The 23,714-nt window shown below is 70.5% G+C and carries 21 protein-coding genes; 14 read left to right on the top strand and 7 right to left on the bottom strand.

Annotated elements, in window-relative coordinates; translation table 11 throughout:
* Positions 1-2: 2 nt before the first annotated feature.
* From ABZT49_RS25520 to ABZT49_RS25540, 5 genes are all read right to left on the bottom strand, one after another.
* Entirely contained in the window at positions 3-1,277 is a 1,275-nt protein-coding gene (locus ABZT49_RS25520; RefSeq protein WP_355290177.1) for an MFS transporter, read from the bottom strand.
* A gap of 71 nt (positions 1,278-1,348) precedes the next feature.
* Positions 1,349-2,644 (bottom strand): MFS transporter, encoded by a 1,296-nt coding sequence (locus ABZT49_RS25525; RefSeq protein ID WP_407943571.1) that lies wholly within the window; start codon positions 2,642-2,644, stop codon positions 1,349-1,351.
* 70 nt (positions 2,645-2,714) lie between these two features.
* Complete coding sequence (locus ABZT49_RS25530; protein ID WP_355290181.1) at positions 2,715-3,644, bottom strand: amidohydrolase family protein; 930 nt, start codon at positions 3,642-3,644, stop codon at positions 2,715-2,717.
* An 8-nt stretch (positions 3,645-3,652) separates the two neighbouring features.
* Positions 3,653-4,942: an MFS transporter gene (locus tag ABZT49_RS25535; RefSeq protein WP_355290183.1), complete on the bottom strand. Its 1,290-nt coding sequence runs from the start codon at positions 4,940-4,942 to the stop codon at positions 3,653-3,655.
* Between the two features lie 259 nt (positions 4,943-5,201).
* Positions 5,202-6,236 (bottom strand): 4-hydroxythreonine-4-phosphate dehydrogenase PdxA, encoded by a 1,035-nt coding sequence (locus tag ABZT49_RS25540; RefSeq protein WP_355290185.1) that lies wholly within the window; start codon positions 6,234-6,236, stop codon positions 5,202-5,204.
* A gap of 183 nt (positions 6,237-6,419) precedes the next feature.
* Here ABZT49_RS25540 and ABZT49_RS25545 point away from each other — a divergent pair, with 183 nt between their 5' ends.
* The 7 genes from ABZT49_RS25545 (at position 6,420) to ABZT49_RS25575 (ending at position 14,292) form a co-directional block, all read left to right on the top strand.
* Positions 6,420-7,103, top strand: coding sequence for a GntR family transcriptional regulator (locus tag ABZT49_RS25545; RefSeq protein ID WP_355290187.1), 684 nt, complete (start codon positions 6,420-6,422; stop codon positions 7,101-7,103).
* Positions 7,104-7,251: 148 nt separating this feature from the next.
* Positions 7,252-7,461 carry a hypothetical protein gene (locus ABZT49_RS25550; protein ID WP_355290189.1) on the top strand — a complete coding sequence of 70 codons (210 nt, stop codon included), beginning with the start codon at positions 7,252-7,254 and terminating at the stop codon, positions 7,459-7,461.
* A 210-nt stretch (positions 7,462-7,671) separates the two neighbouring features.
* Positions 7,672-8,490, top strand: a complete 819-nt coding sequence (locus ABZT49_RS25555) for a universal stress protein (protein ID WP_355290191.1) — start codon at positions 7,672-7,674, stop codon at positions 8,488-8,490.
* A 223-nt stretch (positions 8,491-8,713) separates the two neighbouring features.
* The gene (locus tag ABZT49_RS25560; protein WP_355290192.1) at positions 8,714-10,879 is read left to right on the top strand and encodes an acetate--CoA ligase family protein; all 2,166 of its coding nucleotides are present in this window, start codon (positions 8,714-8,716) and stop codon (positions 10,877-10,879) included.
* A 318-nt stretch (positions 10,880-11,197) separates the two neighbouring features.
* Complete coding sequence (locus tag ABZT49_RS25565) at positions 11,198-12,253, top strand: phosphotransferase (RefSeq protein ID WP_355290193.1); 1,056 nt, start codon at positions 11,198-11,200, stop codon at positions 12,251-12,253.
* The gene (locus tag ABZT49_RS25570; RefSeq protein WP_355290195.1) at positions 12,243-13,115 is read left to right on the top strand and encodes a crotonase/enoyl-CoA hydratase family protein; all 873 of its coding nucleotides are present in this window, start codon (positions 12,243-12,245) and stop codon (positions 13,113-13,115) included. Before ABZT49_RS25565 ends, ABZT49_RS25570 begins: the two co-directional genes overlap by 11 nt.
* A gap of 256 nt (positions 13,116-13,371) precedes the next feature.
* Positions 13,372-14,292 carry an SMP-30/gluconolactonase/LRE family protein gene (locus ABZT49_RS25575; RefSeq protein WP_355290197.1) on the top strand — a complete coding sequence of 307 codons (921 nt, stop codon included), beginning with the start codon at positions 13,372-13,374 and terminating at the stop codon, positions 14,290-14,292.
* A 221-nt stretch (positions 14,293-14,513) separates the two neighbouring features.
* Here ABZT49_RS25575 and ABZT49_RS25580 read toward each other — a convergent pair whose 3' ends face one another.
* A complete protein-coding gene (locus ABZT49_RS25580; protein ID WP_355290198.1) occupies positions 14,514-15,302 on the bottom strand; it encodes a helix-turn-helix domain-containing protein in 789 nt (262 codons plus the stop codon).
* A 195-nt stretch (positions 15,303-15,497) separates the two neighbouring features.
* Between ABZT49_RS25580 and ABZT49_RS25585 the strand changes: the two genes are divergently transcribed.
* Positions 15,498-16,706, top strand: coding sequence for a CaiB/BaiF CoA-transferase family protein (locus ABZT49_RS25585; RefSeq protein ID WP_355290200.1), 1,209 nt, complete (start codon positions 15,498-15,500; stop codon positions 16,704-16,706).
* A gap of 289 nt (positions 16,707-16,995) precedes the next feature.
* Here the strand turns inward: ABZT49_RS25585 and ABZT49_RS25590 are convergent, their stop codons facing one another.
* Positions 16,996-18,081: an SDR family oxidoreductase gene (locus ABZT49_RS25590; RefSeq protein WP_355290202.1), complete on the bottom strand. Its 1,086-nt coding sequence runs from the start codon at positions 18,079-18,081 to the stop codon at positions 16,996-16,998.
* Between the two features lie 124 nt (positions 18,082-18,205).
* Between ABZT49_RS25590 and ABZT49_RS25595 the strand changes: the two genes are divergently transcribed.
* The 6 genes from ABZT49_RS25595 (at position 18,206) to ABZT49_RS25620 (ending at position 23,713) form a co-directional block, all read left to right on the top strand.
* Positions 18,206-19,345 (top strand): ABC transporter substrate-binding protein, encoded by a 1,140-nt coding sequence (locus ABZT49_RS25595; RefSeq protein WP_355290204.1) that lies wholly within the window; start codon positions 18,206-18,208, stop codon positions 19,343-19,345.
* Complete coding sequence (locus ABZT49_RS25600; protein ID WP_355290206.1) at positions 19,329-20,111, top strand: ATP-binding cassette domain-containing protein; 783 nt, start codon at positions 19,329-19,331, stop codon at positions 20,109-20,111. Before ABZT49_RS25595 ends, ABZT49_RS25600 begins: the two co-directional genes overlap by 17 nt.
* On the top strand, positions 20,108-20,848 hold the full coding sequence (locus tag ABZT49_RS25605) for an ABC transporter ATP-binding protein (protein ID WP_355290208.1): 741 nt from the start codon (positions 20,108-20,110) through the stop codon (positions 20,846-20,848). Before ABZT49_RS25600 ends, ABZT49_RS25605 begins: the two co-directional genes overlap by 4 nt.
* Positions 20,845-21,714 carry a branched-chain amino acid ABC transporter permease gene (locus ABZT49_RS25610; protein WP_355290210.1) on the top strand — a complete coding sequence of 290 codons (870 nt, stop codon included), beginning with the start codon at positions 20,845-20,847 and terminating at the stop codon, positions 21,712-21,714. The genes ABZT49_RS25605 and ABZT49_RS25610 overlap by 4 nt, the downstream gene beginning before the upstream one ends.
* Complete coding sequence (locus tag ABZT49_RS25615; RefSeq protein ID WP_355290212.1) at positions 21,711-22,739, top strand: branched-chain amino acid ABC transporter permease; 1,029 nt, start codon at positions 21,711-21,713, stop codon at positions 22,737-22,739. Before ABZT49_RS25610 ends, ABZT49_RS25615 begins: the two co-directional genes overlap by 4 nt.
* A gap of 104 nt (positions 22,740-22,843) precedes the next feature.
* The gene (locus tag ABZT49_RS25620; protein WP_355290213.1) at positions 22,844-23,713 is read left to right on the top strand and encodes a MaoC/PaaZ C-terminal domain-containing protein; all 870 of its coding nucleotides are present in this window, start codon (positions 22,844-22,846) and stop codon (positions 23,711-23,713) included.
* The last annotated feature ends 1 nt before the right edge of the window (position 23,714 follow it).

A 23,714-nucleotide genomic window follows, 5' to 3' on the forward strand; every position in this document is an offset into this window, starting at 1 on the left:
GTCTAAGCCCTCGGATAGGCGATCAGCATCGTGCCGGCGACGTAGACGAGGGCGCAGGCGGCAAAGAACAGCAGCACCGCCAGGTAGGCGCCGGTGGCCTGCAGGATCACCCCGGTGAGGATCGGCACCGCGATGCCGCTGGCCGATCCCGCGAAGTTCATGATCCCGCCGACGAGCCCGACCTTGTCCGTAGGCGCGAGCAGCGGCGGCAGGCTCCAGTACAGGCTGCCCCAGTAGAGGAAGAACAGGGTCACCGAGAGCAGGGCCACCGCGCCGACGGGGTTTGCCACCTGCGGCAGGGCGACGAAGGTCGCGAAGATGGCGATCCCGGAGAAGCCGAGCATGCCGCGATAGACGGTGGCGCGCGACCAGCCGCGGGCGAACAAGGCGTCGGCGGTAAAGCCCGCGAACAGCGAGCCGGTCATGCCGGCGAGGAAGATCACGAAGGTCGCCGAGCCCATCTGCTTCAGGTCGAAGCCGCGGGCCTGGGCGAGGTAGCTCGGCCCCCAGGTCAGCAGGCCGAAATTGATCATCGCCCAGGCCATCCGGCCGAGCATCAGGCCGGCGAGCGAGCGGGCGGCGATCCGGGGCGGCGCCTCGGCGGCGCGCCGGCCCTCCGGCACGGCCCGGATGGCGGCGAGCTCGGCGGCGTTGACCTGCGGGTGCAGGGCTGGATCGTCGCGCAGGGTGCGCCAGGCCAGCGCCCCGAGGGCAATGGTGCCGAGGCCGGCGACCAGGAAGGCGAGGCGCCAGGAATCCAGGGCGAGGATCAGGAACGAGATGATGACGCCGCCGAAGGCGGCCCCGAGCGGCGAGCCCGAATCCATCAGCACCGCGCCGCGGCCCCGCTCCTGCGGCGACAGCCAGATCGCGTTGAGCTTGGCGCCGGCGGGAAACAGCGGCGCCTCCGCCGCGCCGAGGCCGAGCCGGGTTAGGAGGAGCGAGAGCCCGCCGGTCGCGAAGGCGGCGAGCGACTGAAAAAGCCCCCAGGCGAGGGTGGCGCCCGCCATCAGCCGGCGCGGGCCGTAGCGGTCGATCAGCCAGCCGCCCGGCACCTGGAGCAGCGCGTAGGTCCAGAAGAAGGCCGAGAGGATCACGCCCTGCATCGTCGGCGTGAGGTCGAACTCGCGGGCGATGGTCGGCATCGCGATCGACAGGGCGGTGCGGTCGATCAGGTTGATGACGACGAGCGCGAACACGACCGCGAAGATGCGCCAGCGCACCCGCGTGGCGGCGGCGTCCGTGACGGCGCCGGATCCGGCGATGGTGGCGTCCATGGATTGTCTCCTCCGGTTGATCCGCCCGGGGCTCTCCCGGCCCCTTGGGCGGCGACGATGGCGGGTGGCCTTCAGCGGTTCACCAGCCGGGCCGGGATCAGGAAGATCAGGCCGGCGGCGAGCACGAGGGTCGCGGCGAGAAAGAGGATCGAGAGCTCGGTCTTGCCGGTCGCCTGCGAGGTCCAGCCGACGATGGCCGGGCCGAAGAAGCCCGAGAGGTTGGCAAACGAGTTGAGCACCGCGAGCCCGCCCGCCGCGGCGACGCCCGAGAGCATCGCGGTCGGCAGGTTCCAGAACAAAGGCGGGATGGCGAGGATGCCGGCGGTGGCGATGCAGAGCGCGAACACACCGAGCACCGGCTGGCTCTGCCACAGCACCGACAGCCCGAGCCCGACCGCACCCGTCAGGTAGAGCCCGGCGAGGTGCCAGCGGCGCTCGCGGAACCGGTCGGAACTGCGGCTGACCAGCACCATCGAGGCGATGGCGCACAGGCTCGGCAGGGCCGAGACGACTCCGACCATCGCCGGGTCCTTGACGCCCATGTTGGTGATCAGCGTCGGCAGCCAGAAGTTCAGGCCATAGAGGCACAGGTTGCAGATGAAGAAGATCCCGGTCATCAGGATCAGGTAGCGGTTGGTCAGCGCCGCCTTCAGCGTCAGCGCGGGCTTGGCCTTGCGCTCCGCGGCGACGTCCTCGGCGATCGCGGCCTTCTCGTCGGCGGAGAGCCAGCGCGCCTGCTCGACCCGGTCCTCGAGGAGGAGGAGCAGCGCGATGCCGACGACGACGCTCGGCAGCGATTCGAGCAGGAACAGCCACTGCCAGCCGGCATAGCCGAGCACGCCCGACATCTTCCCGAGGATCAGGCCCGAGAGCGGGCCGCCGATCAGCCCGGCGACGCCGAGCCCGATGAAGAACAGGCCGACCACCCGGCCGCGGCGCTCGGCCGGAAACCAGGCGCTCAAGTAGTAGATCACGCCGGGCATGAACCCGGCCTCGGCGAGCCCGAGGGCGAAGCGCACGGCGTAGAACTGCCAAGCGGTCTGCACCAACATCGTGGCAGCCGAGATCAGCCCCCAGGTCACCATGATCCGGGCGAGCCAGGTGCGCGCCCCGACCCGGTGCAGGATCAGGTTGCTCGGCAGTTCGAACAGGAAGTAGCCGAGGAAGAAGATCCCGGCGCCGGCGCCGTAGACCGCGTCGCTGAATTGCAGGTCCGCGGCCATCTGCAGCTTGGCGAAGCCGACATTGACCCGGTCGAGATAGGCGGCGAGGAAGGCCAGGATCAGCAGCGGCACGATGCGCGCCGTCGCCTTCCTGTAGGCCGAGTCCCGGACCGAGAGACCGGCGCTCGCGGCCGGAAGGGCGATGGTGGACACGATGTTTCCTCCCACGGTTTATCTGGCGTTGCGGGGTTCTTGTTCGTTGTCGTTGTGTGGATCACATCCGGTAGACCCGCCGCGCGGTCTCCGAAAACACTTGGCGCAGCCGCGCCGGATCGCACGTTCCGAGCCCGCGCAGCACCGCCGAGACGATCCGCGGGATATCGGCCGAGAGGCCGCTGACCGGCAGGTTGCTGGCGAACATCACCCGGTCGTTCCCGAACAGCGCGACCGTCTCGGCGACCACCCGCACGGTGCCCTCCTCGTCGAAGCGGCCGCCGCGCAGACCGAATTCCGAGAGCTTGACGCTGACCTGCGGCAAGGCCGCGAGGGCCTCCATGCCCCGGCGCCAGGCGGCGAGTCCCGCCTCAGAGCGGTCGAGCGGGAGGCCGCAATGGTTGAGCACGACGGGTAGGCCGGGCAGCCCGGCCACGACCTCGGCGGCTTCCGCGAGGTGCCAGAACGGCACCCGCAGGTCCCAGGACAGGCCGTGCGCGGCGAAGCGCGCGAGCCCCGCCCGCCAGGCCTCGTCCTGGAGCGAGCCCGGCGCGCCGGCGACCGACAGGCCGGGCGCCGCGGCGGTGACCGGCTTCGAGCGCACGCCCCGGAAGGCGGGGCTCTCGCGATGCGCGGCCAGCACCGCGTCGAGATCGGGCTGGAGGAACGAGACGTGGCCGACCGTGACGCCCGGCAGACCGTCGCGGGCCCGCACAGCGTCGATCCAGCGGGTCTCCGCCGCCTGCTCGTCGCGGGCGCGCTCGGCCTCGACATGGACGGTGGCGGCGAGGCGCAACGGAGACAGATCCCGCCGCAGGTCGGCGACCGCGTAGTCGCGGCGTAACCGTTCGTAGGGGCCGAGGAAGAACGCCGCGCCGGCATACTCCTCCTGGAGCCAGGGATAATGCCCCTCCCGCAGCGCCCAGAGGTGGTGGTGTGCGTCGACGATCCCCTCGGGCAGGACCTCGTTCAGCAGCGAGAGCGGATCCATGGCGCCGCTCACTCGGCCGGGACCGCGTGGGCGACGGCCGGGGCCGAGCCCGCGACCTGCACCTGCGGCTTGATCCAGAAGGTCGCGGCAGCCCCGACCAGGAGGAGGCCGATCGAGCCGGCGAAGGGCAGGGTCCAGTTCCCGGTCGCGTCGATGATGAGGCCGAACAGGATCGGCGAGATGATACCGGCCACCGCCGACCCGGCATTCATCAGCCCGCTCGCGGTGCCGGCATGGCGCGGCGCCACGTCCATCGGCACGGCCCAGATCGGCCCGATCGTCAGCTCGATCATGAAGAAGGCGCCGCTGAGCAGGAGCGCGATGGCCGCAAGGTCGCGCACGAACAGGACCGGGACCAGGAAGAGTGCGGCGCCGAGGAAGCTCACCAGGATGACCCGGGCGCGCGCCGCCTCCAGGCTGCCGGTGCGGCGGTAGACCCAGTCGCAGATCACCCCGCCGACGGTGTCGCCGACGACGCCGGCGAAGAACACGCCGGAGGATAGGATCGCCGAGTTCTTGATGTCGAGGTTGTAGCCGTGCTTGAAGAACACCGGCAGCCAGGTGAAGAACAGCCAGCCGGTCCAGCCGTAGCAGAAATAGACCATCATGGTCGGGGCCATGCGGCGCAGGAGCGGCCCCCACGGCACCGCGTCGGCCCTGCCCTTGCTCACCGCGTAGGGCGGCACGTCGATGAGGTCGCCCGCGACGACGCCGCGATGGGTGCGCGGATCGTCCCGGAAATAGAGCCACCAGACCGCGACCCAGATCGCCGTGACCGCGCCGAGCACGACGAACGACATCCGCCACGACAGGGTGAGGATCAGGAAGGCGACGAGCGGCGGCGTGACCGCGTTGCCGAAGCGCGAGCAGGAATGGGTGACGCCCTGGGCGAAGCCGCGCTTCGCCTTCGGCGTCCAGTTGGTGAGCGCCCGGCCGGCGGCGGGAAGCGTCGCGCCCTCGCCGATGCCGAGGACGAAGCGCACCGCGAGGAGCGCCGCGAAGCTGCCGACGAGCCCGGTCCCGATCGTGGTCAGCACCCAGATCATTCCGCAGACGAGCAGCGTGACCCGCGAGCCGATCCGGTCGGCGATCCAGCCGCCGATGACCTGGAACACCGCGTAGGAATAGGCGAAGGCCGAGAAGGCGATGCCGAGCTGGGTGTTGGTCATCCCGAGCTCGGCCTGGATCGAGGAGGCCGCCGTCGACAGGTTGACCCGGTCGACGTAGAGCAGGAACGACATCGCCGAGAGCAGGATCAGGACGTTGAGCGGCGCGCCTCCGCGGCGATACCCGAACATGGTTTCCTCCCGTCGCCATGGTTGGTCATGATCGTGCGGTTTCTTGTTTTGGTTTTTTTAATTGTCTGCTTTGCCCTACCCTCGACCTCATCCTGAGGTGTCAGTCGATTGAAGATCGACTGACCTCGAAGGAGGCCTCCAGAAGCCGGAGCGGTGGCTGGAGCCCTCCTTCGAGGCTGCTGCGAGCAGCAGCACCTCAGGATGAGGTCGCGGGTGGGATGCTGGTGACGTCGTCTCGCAGATTGCGCCGATCAGGCGCTCACGCCGCCTGCCGCACCGCGCTCCTGCCCGCCATCCGTGCGGCGAGGAGCAGGGCGGCCCGGCTGGCGCCCGGATTGGCGATGCCCTGGCCGGCGATGTCGTAGGCCGAGCCGTGGGCCGGGGTGCAGATCGGGAACGGGAAGCCGCCCAGCAGCGTCACGCCGCGGTCGAAGCCGATGAGCTTCATGGCGATCTGGCCCTGGTCGTGGTACATCGTCAGCACCGCGTCGAAAGCGCCCTTGGTGGCGCGCAGAAAGACGGTGTCGGGCGGGAACGGCCCCTGCGCGTCGATACCCTCCTGCCGGCCGGCCGCGACCGCGGGCGCGATGATCGCGTCGTCCTCGTGGCCGAAATTGCCGCCGTCGCCGGCATGCGGGTTGAGGCCCGCCACCGCGATGCGCGGCGCGGGAAAGCCGCTGTCCTTGAGCGAGCGGTCGGTGAGCCGCAGGCCCTCCAGCACCGCGTCGTAGGTGATGAGCGAGGCGACCGCCGAGAGCGGCACGTGCGAGGTGATGCGGGCGTTCCACAATCCTTCCAGGATGTTGAACTCCTTGGCCGGCACGTCCGTGAGCCCCAGCACCTCGGCGGTGAAGCCGATCTCGTCGTCGTAGGGCGGGTGGGCGAGGCGCATCGCCGCCTTGTTGAACGGGGTGAAGCAGACCGCGCCCGCGATCCCTGAGGCGGCGAGCCCGATCGCCTCGCGGAAGTTGCGCAACGCGAAGGCGCCGCCCTCCCGCTGCACCTCGCCGAGGGTGATGGCGTCGGGATCGAGGTGGCCGAGATCGAGCAGCACCGGGCGCTCGCCGGGCGTCGGGTCCTGGCCCGGCCGCCGCACCTCGACGTCGAGGGACAGGCCTGCCTGCGCGGCGCCGCGATCGAGGACCCGGGCATCGCCGACGATCAGCAGGCGGGCGGCGGCGCGGATCTCCGGATCGGCCGCGACCTTGGCGGCGAGCTCGGGACCGATCCCCGCCGGGTCGCCGATGGCGACGGCGAGCACGGGGCGCAGCGGATCGGCGGACCTGTCGGGCATGGAAGTAGACCTGGCGTTTCCTCGGATTGCCTCTCGTATAGACCCGAGCTCTCCTGTACGCAAGAATGCTGTATGCAGGATTACAGGATGCGTGGATGCGGCGGCGATCGTGAGCGTCGGCCGGTCGCGAGTGGAGGAGGACGGGACCCCATGCTAGGAGGGCTTGCGGCTGAGAGGCGGGGGATGGACGTGAGCAACGAGGGGCTGTCGGCCCTCGACCAGATGGTGCCGGTCAGCCGGCGCACGCTCCACGACGAGCTCGTCGGGCGCATCCGCGACCTCATCATCGAGGGCCATCTGGCGCCCGAGAGCCGCATCCACGAGGGTCAGCTCGGGCAGGCGCTCGGGGTCTCGCGCACGCCGCTGCGCGAGGCGCTGAAGTTCCTGGCGAGCGAGGGCCTGATCGAGCTGGTGCCGGGCCGCGGCGCGGTGGTGCGCCGCCTGACCCCCCGCGACGTGCGCGACATGCTCGACGTGCTGGCCGCTCTGGAGACGACGGCGGCCCGCCTCGCCTGCCAGCGGGCGAGCGACGCCGAGATTGCGTCCCTGCGCCGGCTGCACGACGACATGATGGGCTACTACGCGACCCGCACCCGGCTCGAATACTTCAAGCGCAACCAGGCCTTCCATGCCGGCCTCGCCACCCTGTCGGGCAACGCGTTCCTGGCCGCCACCCACGAGGGCATCCAGTCGCGGCTGCGCCGGATCCGCTTCGTCGGCAGCGACGCGCCGGAGAAATGGGCCGGCGCCGTCGCCGAGCACGAGGAGATGGTGTCGGCCCTCGAGGCCCGCGACGCCGAGCGCCTCGCCGCGGTGATCGCCCGCCACCTCGAGGCGACCTGGGTGCGGGTGCAGGACGTGATCTAAGCAGAGTCGCACGGGGCAACTCTGCTTAGCTTTCTATTTTTGCATCAATTTTGGCGCCGAACTGGTGACCATTTCGGCGAGTGATGCTGAGGAGCGGTCGGTTCGGTCGACCTTGCCGAACGTGAAGCGCTCGGGCGATAGTCCGCCCATGTCCTGCCGTCACCAGCCTGACGCCACCCCTGCCGGCCCTCTCGAAGAGGCGCCGTCGAGCTGCCGCAAGTGGCGGCGCTGGCCCCGCGAGCTTCCCGGCTCGGCGAACGACAATGGCGGGTCCGCGACCGTTCGAGTGCTGGGTCTCGGCAGCGCGGTCCTCGGCCTGATCGTCGTGACCGGCCTCTTGGTCGCCCTCGCCTCCTGATTCGTCGCGGCCCGGAATCGGTCTCGCTCCGCGCCCGATCCCACCGACCGTCCCAGCACATGGCAGCCGTCACGATCACGCCTGGCCGGCTGTAATATTCATTCCGGAATTCCTCGTTCGACGGCATGACTTGAACTGTAAACGGGCGTATGATGCCGCCGTTCCTCAGGCGGAAGAACCCTTGCGCATCGCCGGAGAGTGGAGATCGCCATGTCGATCACGACCGTCATGGTCCCGCTCGATTTGACGCCCGCGTCGTGGAACCGGCTGGACGTCGCGCGGTCGATCGCCGAGCGCGTCTCGGCGCAGCTGATCGGCGTGTCGGCCTGCGAGGCTCTGCCGTCCCACCTCTACGGCAAGGGGGCTCTCATCAACGCCCGGATCATCGATCGGGGCGCGGCCCGCGCATCCGCCGAGCTGGCCGAGGTCGAAGCGGTCTTCCTGGCGCGCACGTGGGGCATGCCCGGCGCGGCGTGGCGCGCGAGGCCCGGCGACCTGCGGGTGGTCCTGGCCGAGCAGGCGCGCATCGCAGACCTCGTCGTGCTCGGGCGCGCCGATCCCGACGATGTCGAGGGCTGGTGCGCGGCCCTCGCGCCCGGCGAGCTGATCCTTCAGCTCGGGTGTCCGGTCCTCCTCGTCCCGTCGGGTGTCGCGTCGCTCGCGGCGCGCCGCGTCGTCATCGGATGGAAGGATTCCCGCGAGGCCCGGCGCGCCGTGCGGGACAGCCTGCCCCTGCTCGTCGGCGCGGAATCCGTGTGCATCGCGACCGTCGGCCCGGACGCGACGCCGGACGGCGCCGAGGACGTCGCCGCCTCCCTCACCCGGTGCGGCGTCGCGGAGACGACGGTCGTGCGGTCCCCCTCCTCCCGCAGCGTCGCGGCGTGCCTCATGGACATCGCCCATCGCACGAAGGCCGACCTGATCGTCACCGGCGCCTACGGGCATTCGCGCCTCCACGAGCGGGTGTTCGGGAGCGTAACCCGGCAGCTTCTGGGGGCCTCGCCGGTCTGCTGCCTGATGAGCCACTGATCGCGCGCGGCTGATCCTGGTCGACAGGGACAGCCGGCCGGGACGACCCGCGGATTCGCGGCTTTACAGCGGCTCTCACATATTCGACAATCCATGAAAGAGTATTTCATAGAATGAAATCGATCATGAGGGAAACGCCCGCGCCCGCCCGCCGCTTCGGCGCGGGGAAGGCTTGGTCCGGCCGTCGGCCGACGGGATCCGCGCGCCGCCCGGCAGCCGTCCGATGACGGCGGGCGAGAGCGCGCGGCGCGACCCTTACGCGCCCGAGGCGATGGAACGGCTCGTCGCGCCGCGGAGCGTCGCCGTCGTCGGCGTGTCCGAGCGGCCGAACGCCTTCGGCAGCCGCACGGTCGCCAACCTGAAGGCCTTCGACGGCCGCCTCTACCAGGTCAGCGCCCGGCACGCCGAACTCGCCGGGCGGCCCTGCTACCCGAGCGTCGCGGCCCTGCCCGAGACCCCGGACTGCGTCGTGATCGCGACGCCGCGGGAGGCGGTCGAGCCGGTCATGCGCGACTGCGCTTCGATGGGCGTCGGTGCCGTCCTGGTGCTGGCGGCCGGGTTCGCGGAGACGGGCAAGCCCGAGAACGTCGCGCTCCAGCAGCGCCTCGTCGGCATCGCGCGGGACGCGGACATGCGCCTCGTCGGGCCGAACACGATCGGCCTCGTCAATTACGCTACCGGCGCCGGCCTCACCTTCTCGGCGATGCCCGAGCGCCGGCCGCTCGCCCCGCACGCGATCGGGATCGTCAGCCAGTCGGGCTCGCTGGGCTTCTCGCTGGCGCAGGGCATCGAGCGCGGGGTCTCGGTCAGCCACGTCCTCACCGCCGGCAATTCCTGCGACGTCGACGTGGCGGATCACGTCGCCTATCTGGCGCAGGATCCGCATTGTCGGGCGATCGCCTGCCTGTTCGAGGGCATGGCGGATCCGGGCCGGATGCTGCGGGCCGCAGCCCTCGCCTGGGAGGCCGACAAGCCGCTCGTCCTCTACAAGATCGCGACCGGCCAGGAGGGCGCCCGGGCGGCCCTGTCGCATACCGGCTCGCTCGCCGGATCCGATGCCGCCTACGCGGCGGGTTTCTCGCGCGCCGGCGTGGTCCAGGTCGACCGGCTCGAGGCGCTGGTCGAGGCGGCGTCGTTCTTCGCCAAGGCCGGTCCGCCGCGCGCCCGCGGCGTCGCGGTGATCGCGACCTCTGGCGGCGCCACCATCATCGCCGCCGACAAGGCGGAGGCGCATGGCGTCGCCCTGCCGCAGCCGGGCCCGGAGGCGGCCTCCGTGCTCGCGGCGCAGGTGCCGGAATACGGCTCGACCCGCAACCCGTGCGACGTGACCGCCCAGGTCATCGGCTCGGCGGACAGCCTCGCGGCCTGCGCCGGGGCGTTGCTCGCCGACCCACTCTACGGCGTCATGGTGACCTCGCACGCCTACGCCTACGAATCGGCGACGGTCCGGCTGCCGGTGTTCAGCCGGGCCGCCGCGGCCAACCAAAAACTCGTCTGCAATGTCTGGGCGCCGGAATGGCTCGGCGGTCCGGGCGCGCGCGAGACCGAGAGCGACCCACACCTCGCGCTGTTCCACTCGATGGACCGCTGCTTTGCGACGATCGAGGCCTGGCACCGGCGCGACGCCCTGCGGCAGGCCGGCCCGACCGGCGAGGGCCGCATCGCGGATCCGGCCGCCAAGGAGCGGATGGAGTCTCTGCTGAAGCAGACGGCCGGATCCTCGCTGACCGAGCGGGAGGCGAAGGCCGTCATGGCGCTCTACGGCATCCCGGTGGTGGAAGATCGGCTGGTCTCCTCCGCGGCGGAGGCGCGACGGGCCGCCCAAGCCGTCGGCTTCCCGGTGGTGCTCAAGGGCGAGAGCCCGGACGTCCCGCACAAGACCGAGGCCGGGCTGGTCAAGCTCGGTCTCGGGAGCGACGCCGAGGTCGAGCGCGCCTACGCGGAGATCCTGGCGGCCGTCGATGCGATCGTGCCGAGGCCGGATTTCCGGGGCGTGGTCGTCCAGCCGATGATCCCGCGCGGCGTCGAGGTCATGGTCGGCGCACGGCACGATCCACAATTCGGCCCGCTCGTCGTCGTCGGCCTCGGCGGGGTCCTGGTCGAGATCCTGCGCGACACCGCGCTCTCCCTCGCGCCGGTCGGGCGTGAGGAAGCCGAGGCGATGCTGCGAGGCCTCAAAGGCGCGGCCTTGCTCGACGGGTTTCGCGGCGCGCCGGCGGTCGACGTCCCGCGTCTCGCCGAGATCGTGAGCCGCTTCTCCGAACTCGCCGCCGATGCCGGTGGGGCGGTCGCCGAGATGGAGATCAACCCGCTCATCTGCGCGAGGGACCGGATCGTCGCCGCCGACGCCCTGATCGTGAAGGGCGGGGCTCTCGGGGGACAAGAATGAGCACGAGATCCCCTCGCCCGCGTGGGAAAGGGAACCCCGCGTTTGATGTTAAACGGGATGCCCCTCCGAGAGCCTGTTTGAGGTTCGCGACGGTCTTTCCACCCTGCATGTCATTCCGGGGCCGCGTAGCGGAGCCCGGAATCCAGAAACTCAGGTCATGCAGAACGAAGCGGGACGTCCTCCGCATCGTTCTGAACCGTCAGCGGTTCTGGATTCCGGGCTCCGCTACGCGGCCCCGGAATGACCCGGGGAATGTCAATTCTGGAGCAGGCAATCGAGCAGGCTCCGACCGCTCCGCCGATCCTGCGAGGACACCCGATGGCTGAGGCGCCGGCGACGGGGAGACCGGCCCTGGTCCCGGTGCTGCCGAACCACCGTTTCGACGAGGCGGCGCTTCGGCGCTACCTCGCCCCGCTCCTGCCCGGCGCCGCGGACGAGCTCGTGGTGCGCCAGTTCCAGGGCGGGCAGTCCAACCCGACCTTCCACCTCGCCACGCCCGGCGGGGCCTACGTGCTGCGCAAGAAGCCGGGCGGCGCGCTCCTGCCCTCCGCCCACGCGGTCGACCGCGAGTACCGGGTGATGGGCGCCCTCGCAGCGACCGACGTGCCTGTCCCGCGGGTCCGGCTCTATGGCGACGACGCGAGCGTCATCGGCACGCCGTTCTACGTCATGGACTACCTCGACGGCCGGGTCTTCTCCGAGCGCGACATGCCGGGGGTCGATCCCGGACACCGCCGGGCGGCCTTCCTCGACGCGGCGCGGGTGCTCGGGCGCCTGCACCGGCTCGATCCCGCCGCGATCGGCCTTGGCGATTACGGCCGCCCCGGCAAGTATATCGGGCGGCAGGTCGCGCGCTGGACGACGCAGTACCGGGCCGCCGACCTCGCGCCGGAACCGGCGATGGACCGGCTGATCGCCTGGCTCGCGGCGCATGGGGACGTCCCCGACGAGACCGCCCTCGCCCACGGCGATTACCGCCTCGGCAACCTGATGTTCCACCCGGAGGAGCCGCGGGTGATCGCGGTCCTCGACTGGGAGCTCTCGACGCTGGGCCATCCGCTCGCCGACCTCGCCTATTGCCTGCTGCCCTGGCGCACCACGCCGGCGGAGCAGGGACTCGTCGGGCGCGACGTGCCGGGGCTGCCGGACGAGGCGGAGTTCGTCGCCGCCTACGCTGCCGCGGCCGGACGCCCGGTCCCGGCCGATCTCGACGTCTTCGTGGTGTTCTCGCTGTTTCGCTGGGCGGCGATCGTCGCCGGCGTGTACCGGCGCGCCCTCGACGGCAACGCCTCGGATGCCCGGGCCGTCGACGTCGCGGGCGACAAATTCCGCCGGCTCGCCCGCCGCGGGGAGGAGATCGCCTATGGCCGCTGACGCGAGCACCGAAATCCTGTCGGACCTCGCCGACGGGGTCCTGACGATCACGCTCAACCGGCCGGACAAGCTGAACGCCTTCACGGCCACCATGCGCGAGGCGATGGTCGCCTGCCTCGACCGGGCCGACCGGGACGATTCCGTGCGGGCGGTGATCGTGACCGGCCGCGGCCGCGGCTTCTGCGCCGGCGCCGACATGTCGGCCGGCGCCGCCCGCTTCGACGTCGCCGGGCGGGCCGGCGCCGACGGCGAGGCCCTGCGCGATTCCGGCGGACGCCTGGCGTTGCGCCTCTTCGAGTCCAAAAAACCCGTCATCGCGGCGGTGAACGGGGCGGCGGTCGGGGTCGGCGCCACCATGCTGCTGCCGATGGACATCCGGCTCGCCGCGACGAATGCCCGCTTCGCCTTCCCGTTCACCCGGCGCGGGCTGGTGCCGGAGGCGTGCTCGTCCTGGTTCCTGCCCCGGGCCGTCGGCATGCAGCGGGCGATGGAATGGGTCGCGACCGGCAGGATGATCCCGGCCGAGGAGGCGCTGGCGAGCGGCCTCGTGCGCAGCCTGCACGCCCCCGACGACCTCCTGCCGGCGGCCCGGGCGCTGGCCCGCGAGATCGCGGACGCCGCCGCGCCGGTCTCCGTGGCGCTCGCCCGGCAGATGCTGTGGCGGATGCTCGGGGCCGACCACCCGATGGAGGCGCACCGGATCGAGAGCCGGCTGCTCGCCGAGCGCGGCCGCAGCCCGGACGTGAAGGAGGGCGTGACCTCGTTCTTCGAGAAGCGGGCGCCGGATTTTTCGGGGCGGGTCTCGGCCGACATGCCGGAGAGCTATCCGTGGTGGAGGGATCGTCCTTACGGGGAGGAGTGAACTCCGGTCTCAACTGCGGGGATGGCTTGCGACAAAGGCGTCTATCCCACCAACGACCTCATCCTGAGGTGCGAACGGAGTGAGCCTCGAAGGAGGGCTCCAGGAATCTCAGAGCGAACTGGAGCCCTCCTTCGAGGTCAGCCGATTTCCAATCGACTGACACCTCAGGATGAGGTCCTGAGTGGGATGAATGGATTTTAATACTCGGCATCGATTTCGAGAGACGGCTCGATCCAAGAAAGACCGGAGGACCCCAATGACGGACATCACCGTGATGGCGACGGGCCTGCGCTTCCCCGAAGGCCCGGTCGTCCTGGAGGACGGGACGATTGCCCTCGTCGAGATCGCCCGCGGGACGGTCTCGCGGGTGGCGCCGGACGGCACGGTCTCGGTCATCGCCGAGCCGGGCGGCGGGCCGAACGGCCTCGCCCTCGGGCCGGACGGGATGCTCTACGTCTGCAACAACGGCGGCTTTGCCTGGCACGAGGAGCCCGGCATGATCCGGCCGGTCGGCACGCCGGACGATTATTCCGGCGGCCGGATCGAGCGGGTCGACCCGCGTACCGGCACCTGCACGGTTCTCTACGACCGGTGCGGCGAGCATCGGCTCAAGGGCCCCAACGACATCGTCTTCGACCGCGCCGGCGGCTTCTACTTCACCGACCTCGGCAAGGCGCGCCACCGCGACCGCGACCAGGGCAGCGTCTACTACGCCAAGGCCGACGGCTCGTTCATCACCGAGGTGGTGCACCCGATCCTGACCCCCAACGGCATCGGGCTCTCGCCCGACGAGACGGTGCTCTACGTCGCCGAGACCGAGGGCGGGCGGCTCTGGGGCTTCGACCTCGCCGAGCCCGGCAGGATCCGGCGCCGCCCGTTCCCGTCGCCGCAGGGCGGCCGCTTCCTGTTCAACCAGGCCGGCTACGAGCGCTACGATAGCCTCGCGGTCGAGGCCTCCGGCAATATCTGCGTCGCGACCCTGATGACGGGGGCGATCACCGTGATCTCGCCGGAGGGCGAACTGGTGGAGAGCGTGGCGATGCCGGACGTCTACACTACCAACATCTGCTTCGGCGGGCCTGATCGAAAGACCGCCTACGTCACGCTGTCGGGAACCGGGCAGTTGGTGCGGGTGCCGTGGCAGCGGCCGGGGCTGAAGCTGAATTTCGCGCCGTGACGTCCAAGATTATTCCGTGACACCCAAAGACGTCATACCCTCCGCGTCATACCGTGGCTCGCCGGAAGGCGAGAACCCAGGATCCATAACCGCTGAGGATGCCACATGAGGCGGTCAGCGTTTCGTCTCATCCTGAAAGATCAGCGTTTATGGATCCCGGGTTCCACTGCGCGGCCCCGGGATGACACGGAGGGTGGTCATTCCGGTGAGAGAGCCAACCATCACCCCCCGCGCATCGCCACCAGCGCTCCCGCGATCTCCGCCGCGGCCTCGCTGAGCGGCGCGACGAAGCGGGCGACCACGTCGGCCTCGGCGAGGGAGTTGCGCAGGTACATCAGGTTGAGGCTCCCGACCGCGACCCCGCCGATCAGCACCGGCACGCCGATCGCCGAGGCGACGCCGTTGTAGGAGGTGCGCGAGTAATCCTCGTTCATGCTGGCGTATCCCTGCTCGCGCACCCGCGCGAGCCGCCGGTCGAGCGAAGCGGGATCGAGGATGACGGCGTTCCACGGGTCGTCCGACCCGGTGAGCGCCGCGAGCGCCTGGGCACGGGTCTTCGGGTCGCAGAAGGCCAGGAACGCCAGGCCGAGGGAGGTGCCCAGCAGCGGCGCCCGGTAGCCGGGCCGGCGGTTGAAGTGCAGCACGCCCTCGCTGCGGCTGGTGCGCGCCACCACCATCGCGTCGCCGTCGAAGACCGAGACGTCGGAGGGCCATTGAAGCGCCGCATGCAGCCGCGCCAGGATCGGGGCGGCGGCGAGCGCCATCTCCTCATGGGTCTGGTAGCCGCTGCTCAATTCGAGCGTGCGCCCGGTGGTGACGTAGACCGCCTTCGTCGGGTGGCGCGCCACCAGCCCGGCATGGATCAGCGTCTCCAGCATCCGGACGATCGTCGGCCGGTTGAGGCCGGTCTCGCGAAAAAGGTCGCCGACGCTCGCCTCGCGCAGGCGGTTGAGGGCGCGCAGGACCTCCAGCACCCGCAGCGCCGCCGTGACGGGCTCGAAGGATGGCATCCAAAATCTCTCTCGATCGACGCAGCGGGACTCGACGTCGGCGTTGCATCCGCCGCCGATCGGTCTACACTGTTTTGAACACACGTTTCAACAAATGAAACGTAGATAACATCGAATGGGAGGAGCGCGGCTTTGGCGGGCGCGGATCCAACACGAGCGGCGGCAGGCTCCGAGGCGGCTACGCCCCGAGGCCCGTTGCACGGACTGACGGTGCTCGATCTCTCCCGCGTGCTCGCCGGCCCCTGGGCCTCGCAGATCCTCGGCGATCTCGGGGCCGAGGTCTGGAAGATCGAGCGGCCGGAAACCGGCGATGACACCCGCCTGTGGGGCCCGCCCTTCGTGCAGGGGCCGGACGGGCCGTCGGACGCTGCGTACTATCTCTGCGCCAACCGCAACAAGCGCAGCGTCGCGATCGATTTCGGCGACCCGGAGGGCGCCGCCCTGGTGCGGCGGCTGGCCGAGCGGGCGGACATCGTGGTCGAGAACTTCAAGACCGGGGCGCTCGCGCGCTACGGCCTCGACTACAAGTCGCTCTCAAGCACCAATCCGGGTCTAATTTACTGCTCGGTGACCGGGTTCGGCCAGACCGGTCCCTACGCGTCGCGGGGCGGCTACGACTTCCTGATCCAGGGCATGAGCGGCCTGATGAGCGTCACCGGCCGGCCGGACGACGAGCCGGGCGCCGGCCCGATCAAGGTCGGGCTGCCGGTGAGCGACCTCTTCACCGGCCTCTACGCCGCGACCGCGATCCTCGCCGCGCTCCACCACCGCACCGCCACCGGCGAGGGCCAGCACATCGACTGCGCCCTCCTCGACAGCCAGGTCGCGGTGTTGGTCAACCAGGGCATGAACCACATCGTCGGCGGGCTGACGCCTACCCGGCTCGGCAACTCGCACCCGAACGTGGTGCCCTACCGCGAATTCCAGACCGCGGACGGCTACGTGCTCGTCGCCTGCGGCAATGACGGGCAGTTCCGCAGCTTGTGCGGGCTCCTCAACCTGCCCGAACTCGCCGCCGACCCGCGCTTTCGCGACAATGTCGGCCGCTTGCGCGACCGCAAGGAGCTGGAGGCGAGCTTGAGCGCCGCGATCCGGCAATGGACCTCCGCCGACTTCTTCGCCGCCATGGAGGCGGGGGGCGTGCCGGGCGGGCCGATCAACCGCATCGACCAGATCCTCGCCGACCCGCAGGTCGCCGCCCGCGGCCTGCTCAAGCGGATGGAGCGCTCGGATGGCACGCCCGTGACGGTGATCGGCTATCCGAGCCGGCTGTCGCGCACGCCCGCGACCTACCGCATCGCCCCGCAGACCCTCGGCGAAGCCACCGGGGAGGTGCTGGCGTCGCTCGGGGTGGACGAGGCGGAGCGGGCGCGATTGCGGGAGAAGGGGGTCATCCGTGAGTGAGCCCCTCCCCTGCCGGATTCGCAAGCCTGTTCGCAGCACTCCTCAAGACGAGTGTAGCGCGGGATCCCCTCTCCCGTGTGGGAGAGGGGTAGGGGTGAGGGTGACACGTTTCAGGATCAAGCACTGGACGTTGAGCTGCCAGCACGACGCTCAGTGTTTCACACTGAAGCGTGTCACCCTCACCCCCGGCCCCTCTCCCACACGGGAGAGGGAGGGTCCCGCGCCCCTTCCTTCGGCGAGACGACCCGGTCGTTCTCTGGGGGAAGAGCGACAGGGTCGTCTGTCGATATCAGCCCTGCACCCCCGGCAACACCCGCCGCGCCTGCAGCTCCGCCAGCCACCACGCCAGCGACGCCTCCGTATCGATGCACTCCCCGAACCCCGCCTGCCGGATCTTGATCGTGCTCAAGAGCGACGCGGTCGAGTGGGTCCGCGAGAAGGCGAAATCGGCGAATTGCCACGAAGCGCCGACCAGCCGGTCGACGGACAGGGGCCGCAGGCCGTGGCGCGCCACGATGTTCTGCCAGGTAGAGGCCCGGCCCGGCATGATGCGGGAAAGCGGCATCGGATGCGGCAGCCCGACCTCCATGCCGAAAGCCCGCGCGATCACCGGCCACAGGTTCTCCCAGGTGAAGACGTCGCCGTTCGTCACGTTGAAGGTCTGGTTCGCGGCGGCTTGCGTGCGGCCGGCCCAGGCGATGGCGCGGGCGAGGAGCCGCGCATCCGTCGCCTCGGTGACGCGGGTGCCGGTCCCCGGATAGACGAGCGGAAGCCCGAGCGCTCGGCTGATCGCCGCGTAGGCGCCCACCGCCGCGACCATGTTCATGGCGCTGCCTTCCGCGAAGCCGAACACCACCTGTGGCCGGAGAATCGTGAAGCTCCAGTTCGTCCCGGCCTGCCGGTCGGCCAGAAAATCCTCCTGCGCCCAGTAGAAATTCGGATGGATGTGGCGCGGCGCGCTCTCCCGGGCCGGGACCGGAGCCTGGCCGAGATGCACCCCGTAGGCCTTGGCGCCCTGGAGCAGGGCGATGTGGCGCAGGCCCGGATTCCGCGGCTCGACCGCGTCGAGGAGGTTCGTCAGCATCGCCAGGTTGGTGGCGATCTGGTCGTCGTCGAGCCAGCCACCGGCGAGGTCCGGCTTCTCGTAGAGCGCCGCGTAGACCACGTGGGTGAGGGTGCGGATCTCGGAGAGCCGCGCCCGGCTTTGCGCGGCATCCGAAAGATCGACCGCGACATGCGCCGCGCCCGTCGCCGGTTCGGGCGGGCGCCGCGACAAGGCGATCACCTCCCACCCCGCGCTCAAGTATTGATCGATCACCGCCCGCCCGACCAATCCGCCGGCGCCCGCAACCAGCACCGTTCCCGTCTGTCCCATGATGTCCCCCGCGTGGATAACGCAGATATATATACAGATGGACGGACACAAAAAACAATGTTATAACTTGAAAAACGAGCAAGTTACGCCAAAAATTACTTGCTCAATTGTGGGAGGAATGAACGTGCTATCGAGACGCAGCGTTCTGGCCGGGCTCGCCGCGGCCCCGCTCATACCGGGCTTCGCGTGGGCGGCAGAGCCGATCAAGGTCGGGCTCATCATCCCGCTGAGCGGCGGCGCCGGCCGGCAGGGGCAGGACGTCACCCACGCCGTCCAGGCCATGGCGGCGCTGATCAACGAGGGCGGCGGCGTACTCGGCCGGCCGGTCGAGATCCTGGTGCGCGACGACGAGAGCACGCCGGCGATCGGCGTCGCCAAGGCCAACGAACTCGCGGCGGCCGGCGTCGCGGTGGTGCTGGAGGGCTGGAACAGCCCGGTGACGCTGGCGATGCAGTCGGTGCTGGCGCGGGCCGGCATCCTCGACATCACGATGATCTCGAAGGCCGACGCGATCCTCGCCAGCGCCTCGAACCCGCTGGCGATCCGCCTCAACAGCGCCAACGTGCAGGATGCGGCGATCATCGCGCAGTATCTCGGCAGCAAGACCAAGAAGGCGCGCATCGTCTTCGTCACCGAGAACGACGCCTACGGCAACGGCGCCCAGCAGGGCATCGAGGCCGAGTTCAAGAAGGCCAATCTCGACTACACCATCGTCCAGACGCTCAAGTTTCCGTTCCCACAGACCGATTTCCGGGTCGAGATCACCAGCATCCGGGACGCCAAGCCCGATTACGTCATCAGCATCAACGCCAACGAGGGCGCCGGCCTGCCGGCCTTCCTGCAGCAATACGCGCAAGGGCAGGTCGGCGCGCCGGTGATCTGCACCGTCGGCACGGTGGGCCCGAGCGTGATCGAGACCACCGGCAAGGCCGCCAACGGGCTCCACAGCGCCGACATCTACTTTCCCGAGACCGAGCCCTTCGCCAGCAACCCGGAGAACAAGCGCTTCGTCGCGCAGATGCAGAAGCAGTTCAAGACCGAGCCGGACAAGTTCATGGCGCTCGGCGCCGCCTCGCTCGAGGTCTGGGCGAAGGCGGTGACGAAGGCCGGCACCCTCGACCGCAAGGCGGTCGCGGGCGCGATCCGCGGCCAGGAGATCCCCGGCACGATCTTCGGCACCGTGCGCTTCGAGCCCAACGGCCAGATGCAGCACCGGCACTTCGTGTTCACGGTCAAGGATGGCAAGATTGTCGTCGAGAGCTGATGCCCCACCGGTTCTCGCCGTCGAGGATCTGTCGGTCCGCTTCGGCGGGTTCCAGGCCCTGAAGGCGATGTCGTGGTCCGTCGCCGCCGGGCGCATCCTCGGCATCATCGGACCGAACGGGGCCGGCAAGAGCACCTGCTTCATGGCCGCCACCAACATGGTGTCGCATGGCGGCCGCATCCGGCTCGACGGGGCGGACGTGACGGACAGGCCGGCCCACGCGCTGCCGCGAGCGGGCCTGCGCCGCACCTTCCAGCAGAACGCGTTCTTCGGCGGCATGACGGTGCTGGAGAACATGGCGGCGGCCCTGATGGAGAGCCGTCCGAGCCCGCTGGCGCAATCGGTGTTCCTGCCCTGGATCGAGGCACGGCGCCGGCGCGCGATCGACGCGCAGGCGCGGGCCCATCTGCTGGCCTACCACGTGCCCGAGAGCGTCCACGGGCGGCTGCCGGGCGAACTCTCCTACGGCACGCAGCGCATGCTCTCGATCGCGCTCGCCGCCGCCCCGGGCGCCCGGGTCGTGCTCCTCGACGAGCCGGCGGCGGGCCTCGGCGGCCCGGACATGATCGCGCTGCGAGGCGTGCTGGAGCGGATGCGCGAGGACGGCCTCGCCGTGGTGCTGATCGAGCATCACATGGATCTCGTGATGGCCATCGCCGACGAGGTCGTGGTCCTCGAACTCGGCCAGCCGATCGCCGCGGGCCGGCCGGCCGAGATCCAGGCCGATCCGCGCGTGCTCGCAGCCTATCTCGGGAGGGCGGCGTGAGCGCGCGGCTCGAGATCGCCGGCTTGCGAGTCGCCTACGGCCAGGCCGAGGCGGTTGCGGTCGAGCGCCTCGTCGTCGAGCCCGGCACGCTCGCCGGGGTGATCGGCGCCAACGGCGCCGGCAAGTCGACGCTGATCAACGCGGTCGCCAACTGGTCGCGGGCCGAGCCGCGGATCGCCGGTTCGGTCCGGCTCGACGGCGAGGAGCTGGCCGGGCTCTCGGCGGAAGCGCGCGTGCGCCGCGGCCTCCAGCTCGTGCCGGAGGGGCGCGGCGTGTTCCTCGGCCTCTCCGTCGAGGAGAACCTGAAGGCGGTGGCCCGGCCGGGCGGTGCCCAGGGCGGCAAAGGCGGGCGCTCCTACGCCGTCGAGGACGTCTACGCCCTCTTCCCGCGCCTGCGCGAGCGCCGGGCGAACCTCGCCGGCTCGCTCTCCGGCGGCGAGCGCCAGATGCTGGCAGTCGGCCGGGCGCTCCGCATGGCCCCGAAACTCCTGCTACTCGACGAGCCCTCGATCGGGCTCGCCCCGCGCCTCGTCGCGACGCTGCTCGCCACCATCCGCGAATTGGTCGAGGGCGGGCTGACGGTACTGCTCGTCGAGCAGAACGTGCATGCGGCGGCCGAGGTCACCGACGTGCTGCACCTCCTGGAGCGCGGCCGCGTGGTCGCCGCCGGCCCGGTCGCGGAGATGCGGAACGACCCGCGCATCGTCGAGGCCTATCTTGGAGCGAGCCACGGATGAACGTCGCCCAGCAACTCGTCAACGGCGTCATCATCGGCCACGCCTACGCGCTCGTCGCGGTCGGCTGGACACTGCTCCTCGGCGCCGCGCGGCTCGTGAATTTCGGCCACGGCCAGATGTACATGATCGGCGCCTTCGTGGCCTGGTGGGTCATGGCGGCGACCGGCCTGCCCTACCCGGCCGCGGTCCTGGCCGCGGTCCTGCTCGGGGCCGTCCTCGGCGCGGTGATGCAGCGCCTGTTCCTGCGGCTCACCCTCTCGCAGGATCTGGTGAACCTGATGATCGTGACGCTGGGCTTCGGGCAGGCGCTCGAAGGGGCGGCCGGCCTCGCCTTCGGGCCGAAGCCCCAGACCCTGGCGAGCCCGTTCCAGGAGATGAGCATTCATCTCGGACCGGTCTGGTTCACGGTGCAGGACGCGATCCTGGTGGGGGCCACGATCCTGGTCTTCGCCGTCCTCTACCTGGCGCTCCACCGCTCCTGGCTCGGCGCCGCGGTCCGGATGGTGGCGGAGGACCCGCGGCTGACGGCGCTCGGGGGCCTGCGGGTCTCGCGCATCTACATGGGCATCTTCGCCTTCGAGGGCGCGGCGGTCGCCTTCGCGGCGGCTTTGGTCGCGCCGCGCACGCCGATCCTGACCTCGATGGGCTTCGACCAGGTGGTGATGACCTTCGTGGTGGTGGTGCTCGGCGGCATCGGCAGCGTGCTCGGCAGCTACGTCGCCGGGCTCGGCATCGGCCTGTTCACCGCGCTGTTCGGCGCCCTCGTCTCGCCGGCCTACACCACGGCGGCGGTCTTCGCGCTCCTCATTGCCGCGATGGTGCTGCGGCCGGGCGCGCTCTCGGCCTCGGGGAGCTTCGCCCGATGACCCGTCCGCTCTCGCGCCTCGCCCTCGCGGCGCTCCTCGCCGTCGCGGGCTTCCTCCTGCCGAGGCTGCTCGGCGGCTCGACGCTCGTCTACGACACACTGGTGGCGATCGCGATTTTTTCCGCGATGTCCTACGGCCTCGACGTGATCCTGTCGGATCTCGGCGAGATCAGCCTCGTCCACACCGCCTTCTTCGCCACCGGCGCCTACGCGGCGGCGATCCTGACCGTCACCTACGGGTTCGGGGCCTGGACGGCGCTTGCCGGCGCGGTGCTGGCGGCCTTGTGCCTCGCCCTGGTGCTCGGGGTGATCACCCTGCGCACCCGGGAATTCGCGTTCTCGCTCGTCACCTACGCGGCGGCGGTGGTGTGCATGAACGTGGCCTCGAACTGGGACTTCCTCGGCGGCTCGGACGGCATCGTGGGCATCCCGCCTCTCGACCTGTCGGTCGGTCCGGTCGAGCTGACGGCCGGGCGCAGCGTCGAGTTCTGGCCCTTCGCCTACGCCCTGCTGCTCCTCACCCTCTACGTCGTCCACCGCTTCCGGCGCTCGCGCCTCGGCCAGGCGGCGCTGATGGTGCACATGAACCCACGGCTCGCCACGATGTGCGGCCTCGACGGCAACCGCATCCGGTTGCAGGTCTTCCTGCTCTCGGCGGTGATCAGCGCCGCGGCCGGCTGGCTCTACGCGTTCCAGCGCGCCTATGTCGGCACCGACCTGTTCGAGACCTACTTCCTCGTCCTGATGCTGACCGGGGTGATCCTCGCCGGACGGCGCATCCTGCTCGGGCCGCTCCTCGGCACGGCGTTGCTGCTCTCCCAGAAGAGCTTCGCGTCGCTCGGCGCCTACGGCGACAAGCTGGTGCTCGGGGTGGTGCTGGTCGCGGTGTTGTGCCTGTGCCCGCGGGGCCTGGCGAGCCTGTGGCCGCGGCGGCGGGTGGCGACAGTCGCCGATGAACCGGCAAAGCCAAGTCAAGCGCGGTTCCCGCTTCCCAGGCGCGAAAACGAATTCGCGCATCGCCCCTGATTTCTAACCCCTTACAATATCTTGCGCTTTCCCCTCCCCACAAGGGGGAGGGGATCCCGCGCTTCATTCGTATCGAAAGAGAACGAGCGGACACGCCCCGACCCATGCCCTTCACCCACGATTCCCTGATGAACCACCGCATCCCGGAGGTGCGCCAGCGCCTCACGCGGCGCGACAGCGTGCTCTACGCGCTCTCGGTCGGGTTCGGGCAGGACCCGCTCGATACGCGCCAGCTCGACTTCGTCGACGGCCACCGGAGGCTCAAGGCGGTGCCGACGATGTCGGTGGTGCTGGGCCATCCCGGTTTCTGGATGGCGGATCCGGCGACCGGCATCGACGCGGTCCGGGTCGTCCACGGCGAGCAGCGCATCGCCCTGCACCGGCCGCTCCCGGTCGAGGGCGAGATCGTCGGCACCACCCGCATCACCGGGCTCGTCGACAAGGGCGAGGGACGCGGCGCGCTGGTCTACTCGGAGAAGGAGGTGCGGGACGGCGAGGGCACGCTGCTCGCGACGACGCGCAGCACCACCTTCCTGCGCGGCGACGGCGGCTTCGGCGGGCCCTCAGGCCCGGTGGCGGAACCGCACACCCTGCCCGAGACCCCGCCCGACACCGTGGTGGAGATGCCGACCCGGCCCGAGCAGGCGCTCTATTACCGGCTCAACGGCGACGACAACCCGCTCCACGCCGATCCGGAGGTGGCGGCCCTGGCCGGCTTCCCGCGCCCGATCCTGCACGGGCTGTGCACGCTCGGGCTCGTCGGCCACGCCCTGCTGCGGGTGCTCGGCGACTACGAACCCGGCCGCTTCCGCGAGCTCGCCCTGCGCTTCTCCGCGCCGGTCTATCCGGGCGAGACCGTGCGGGTGGAGATCTGGCGCGACGGCTCGTTCCGGGCGCGCGTGGCGGAGCGCGACGTGGTGGTGATCAACAACGGGCGCGCGGTGTTCGCGGGCGCGGACAGGGGGGAGGCGTGAG

Source organism: Methylobacterium sp. EM32 (assembly GCF_040593685.1).
Classification (GTDB): domain Bacteria; phylum Pseudomonadota; class Alphaproteobacteria; order Rhizobiales; family Beijerinckiaceae; genus Methylobacterium.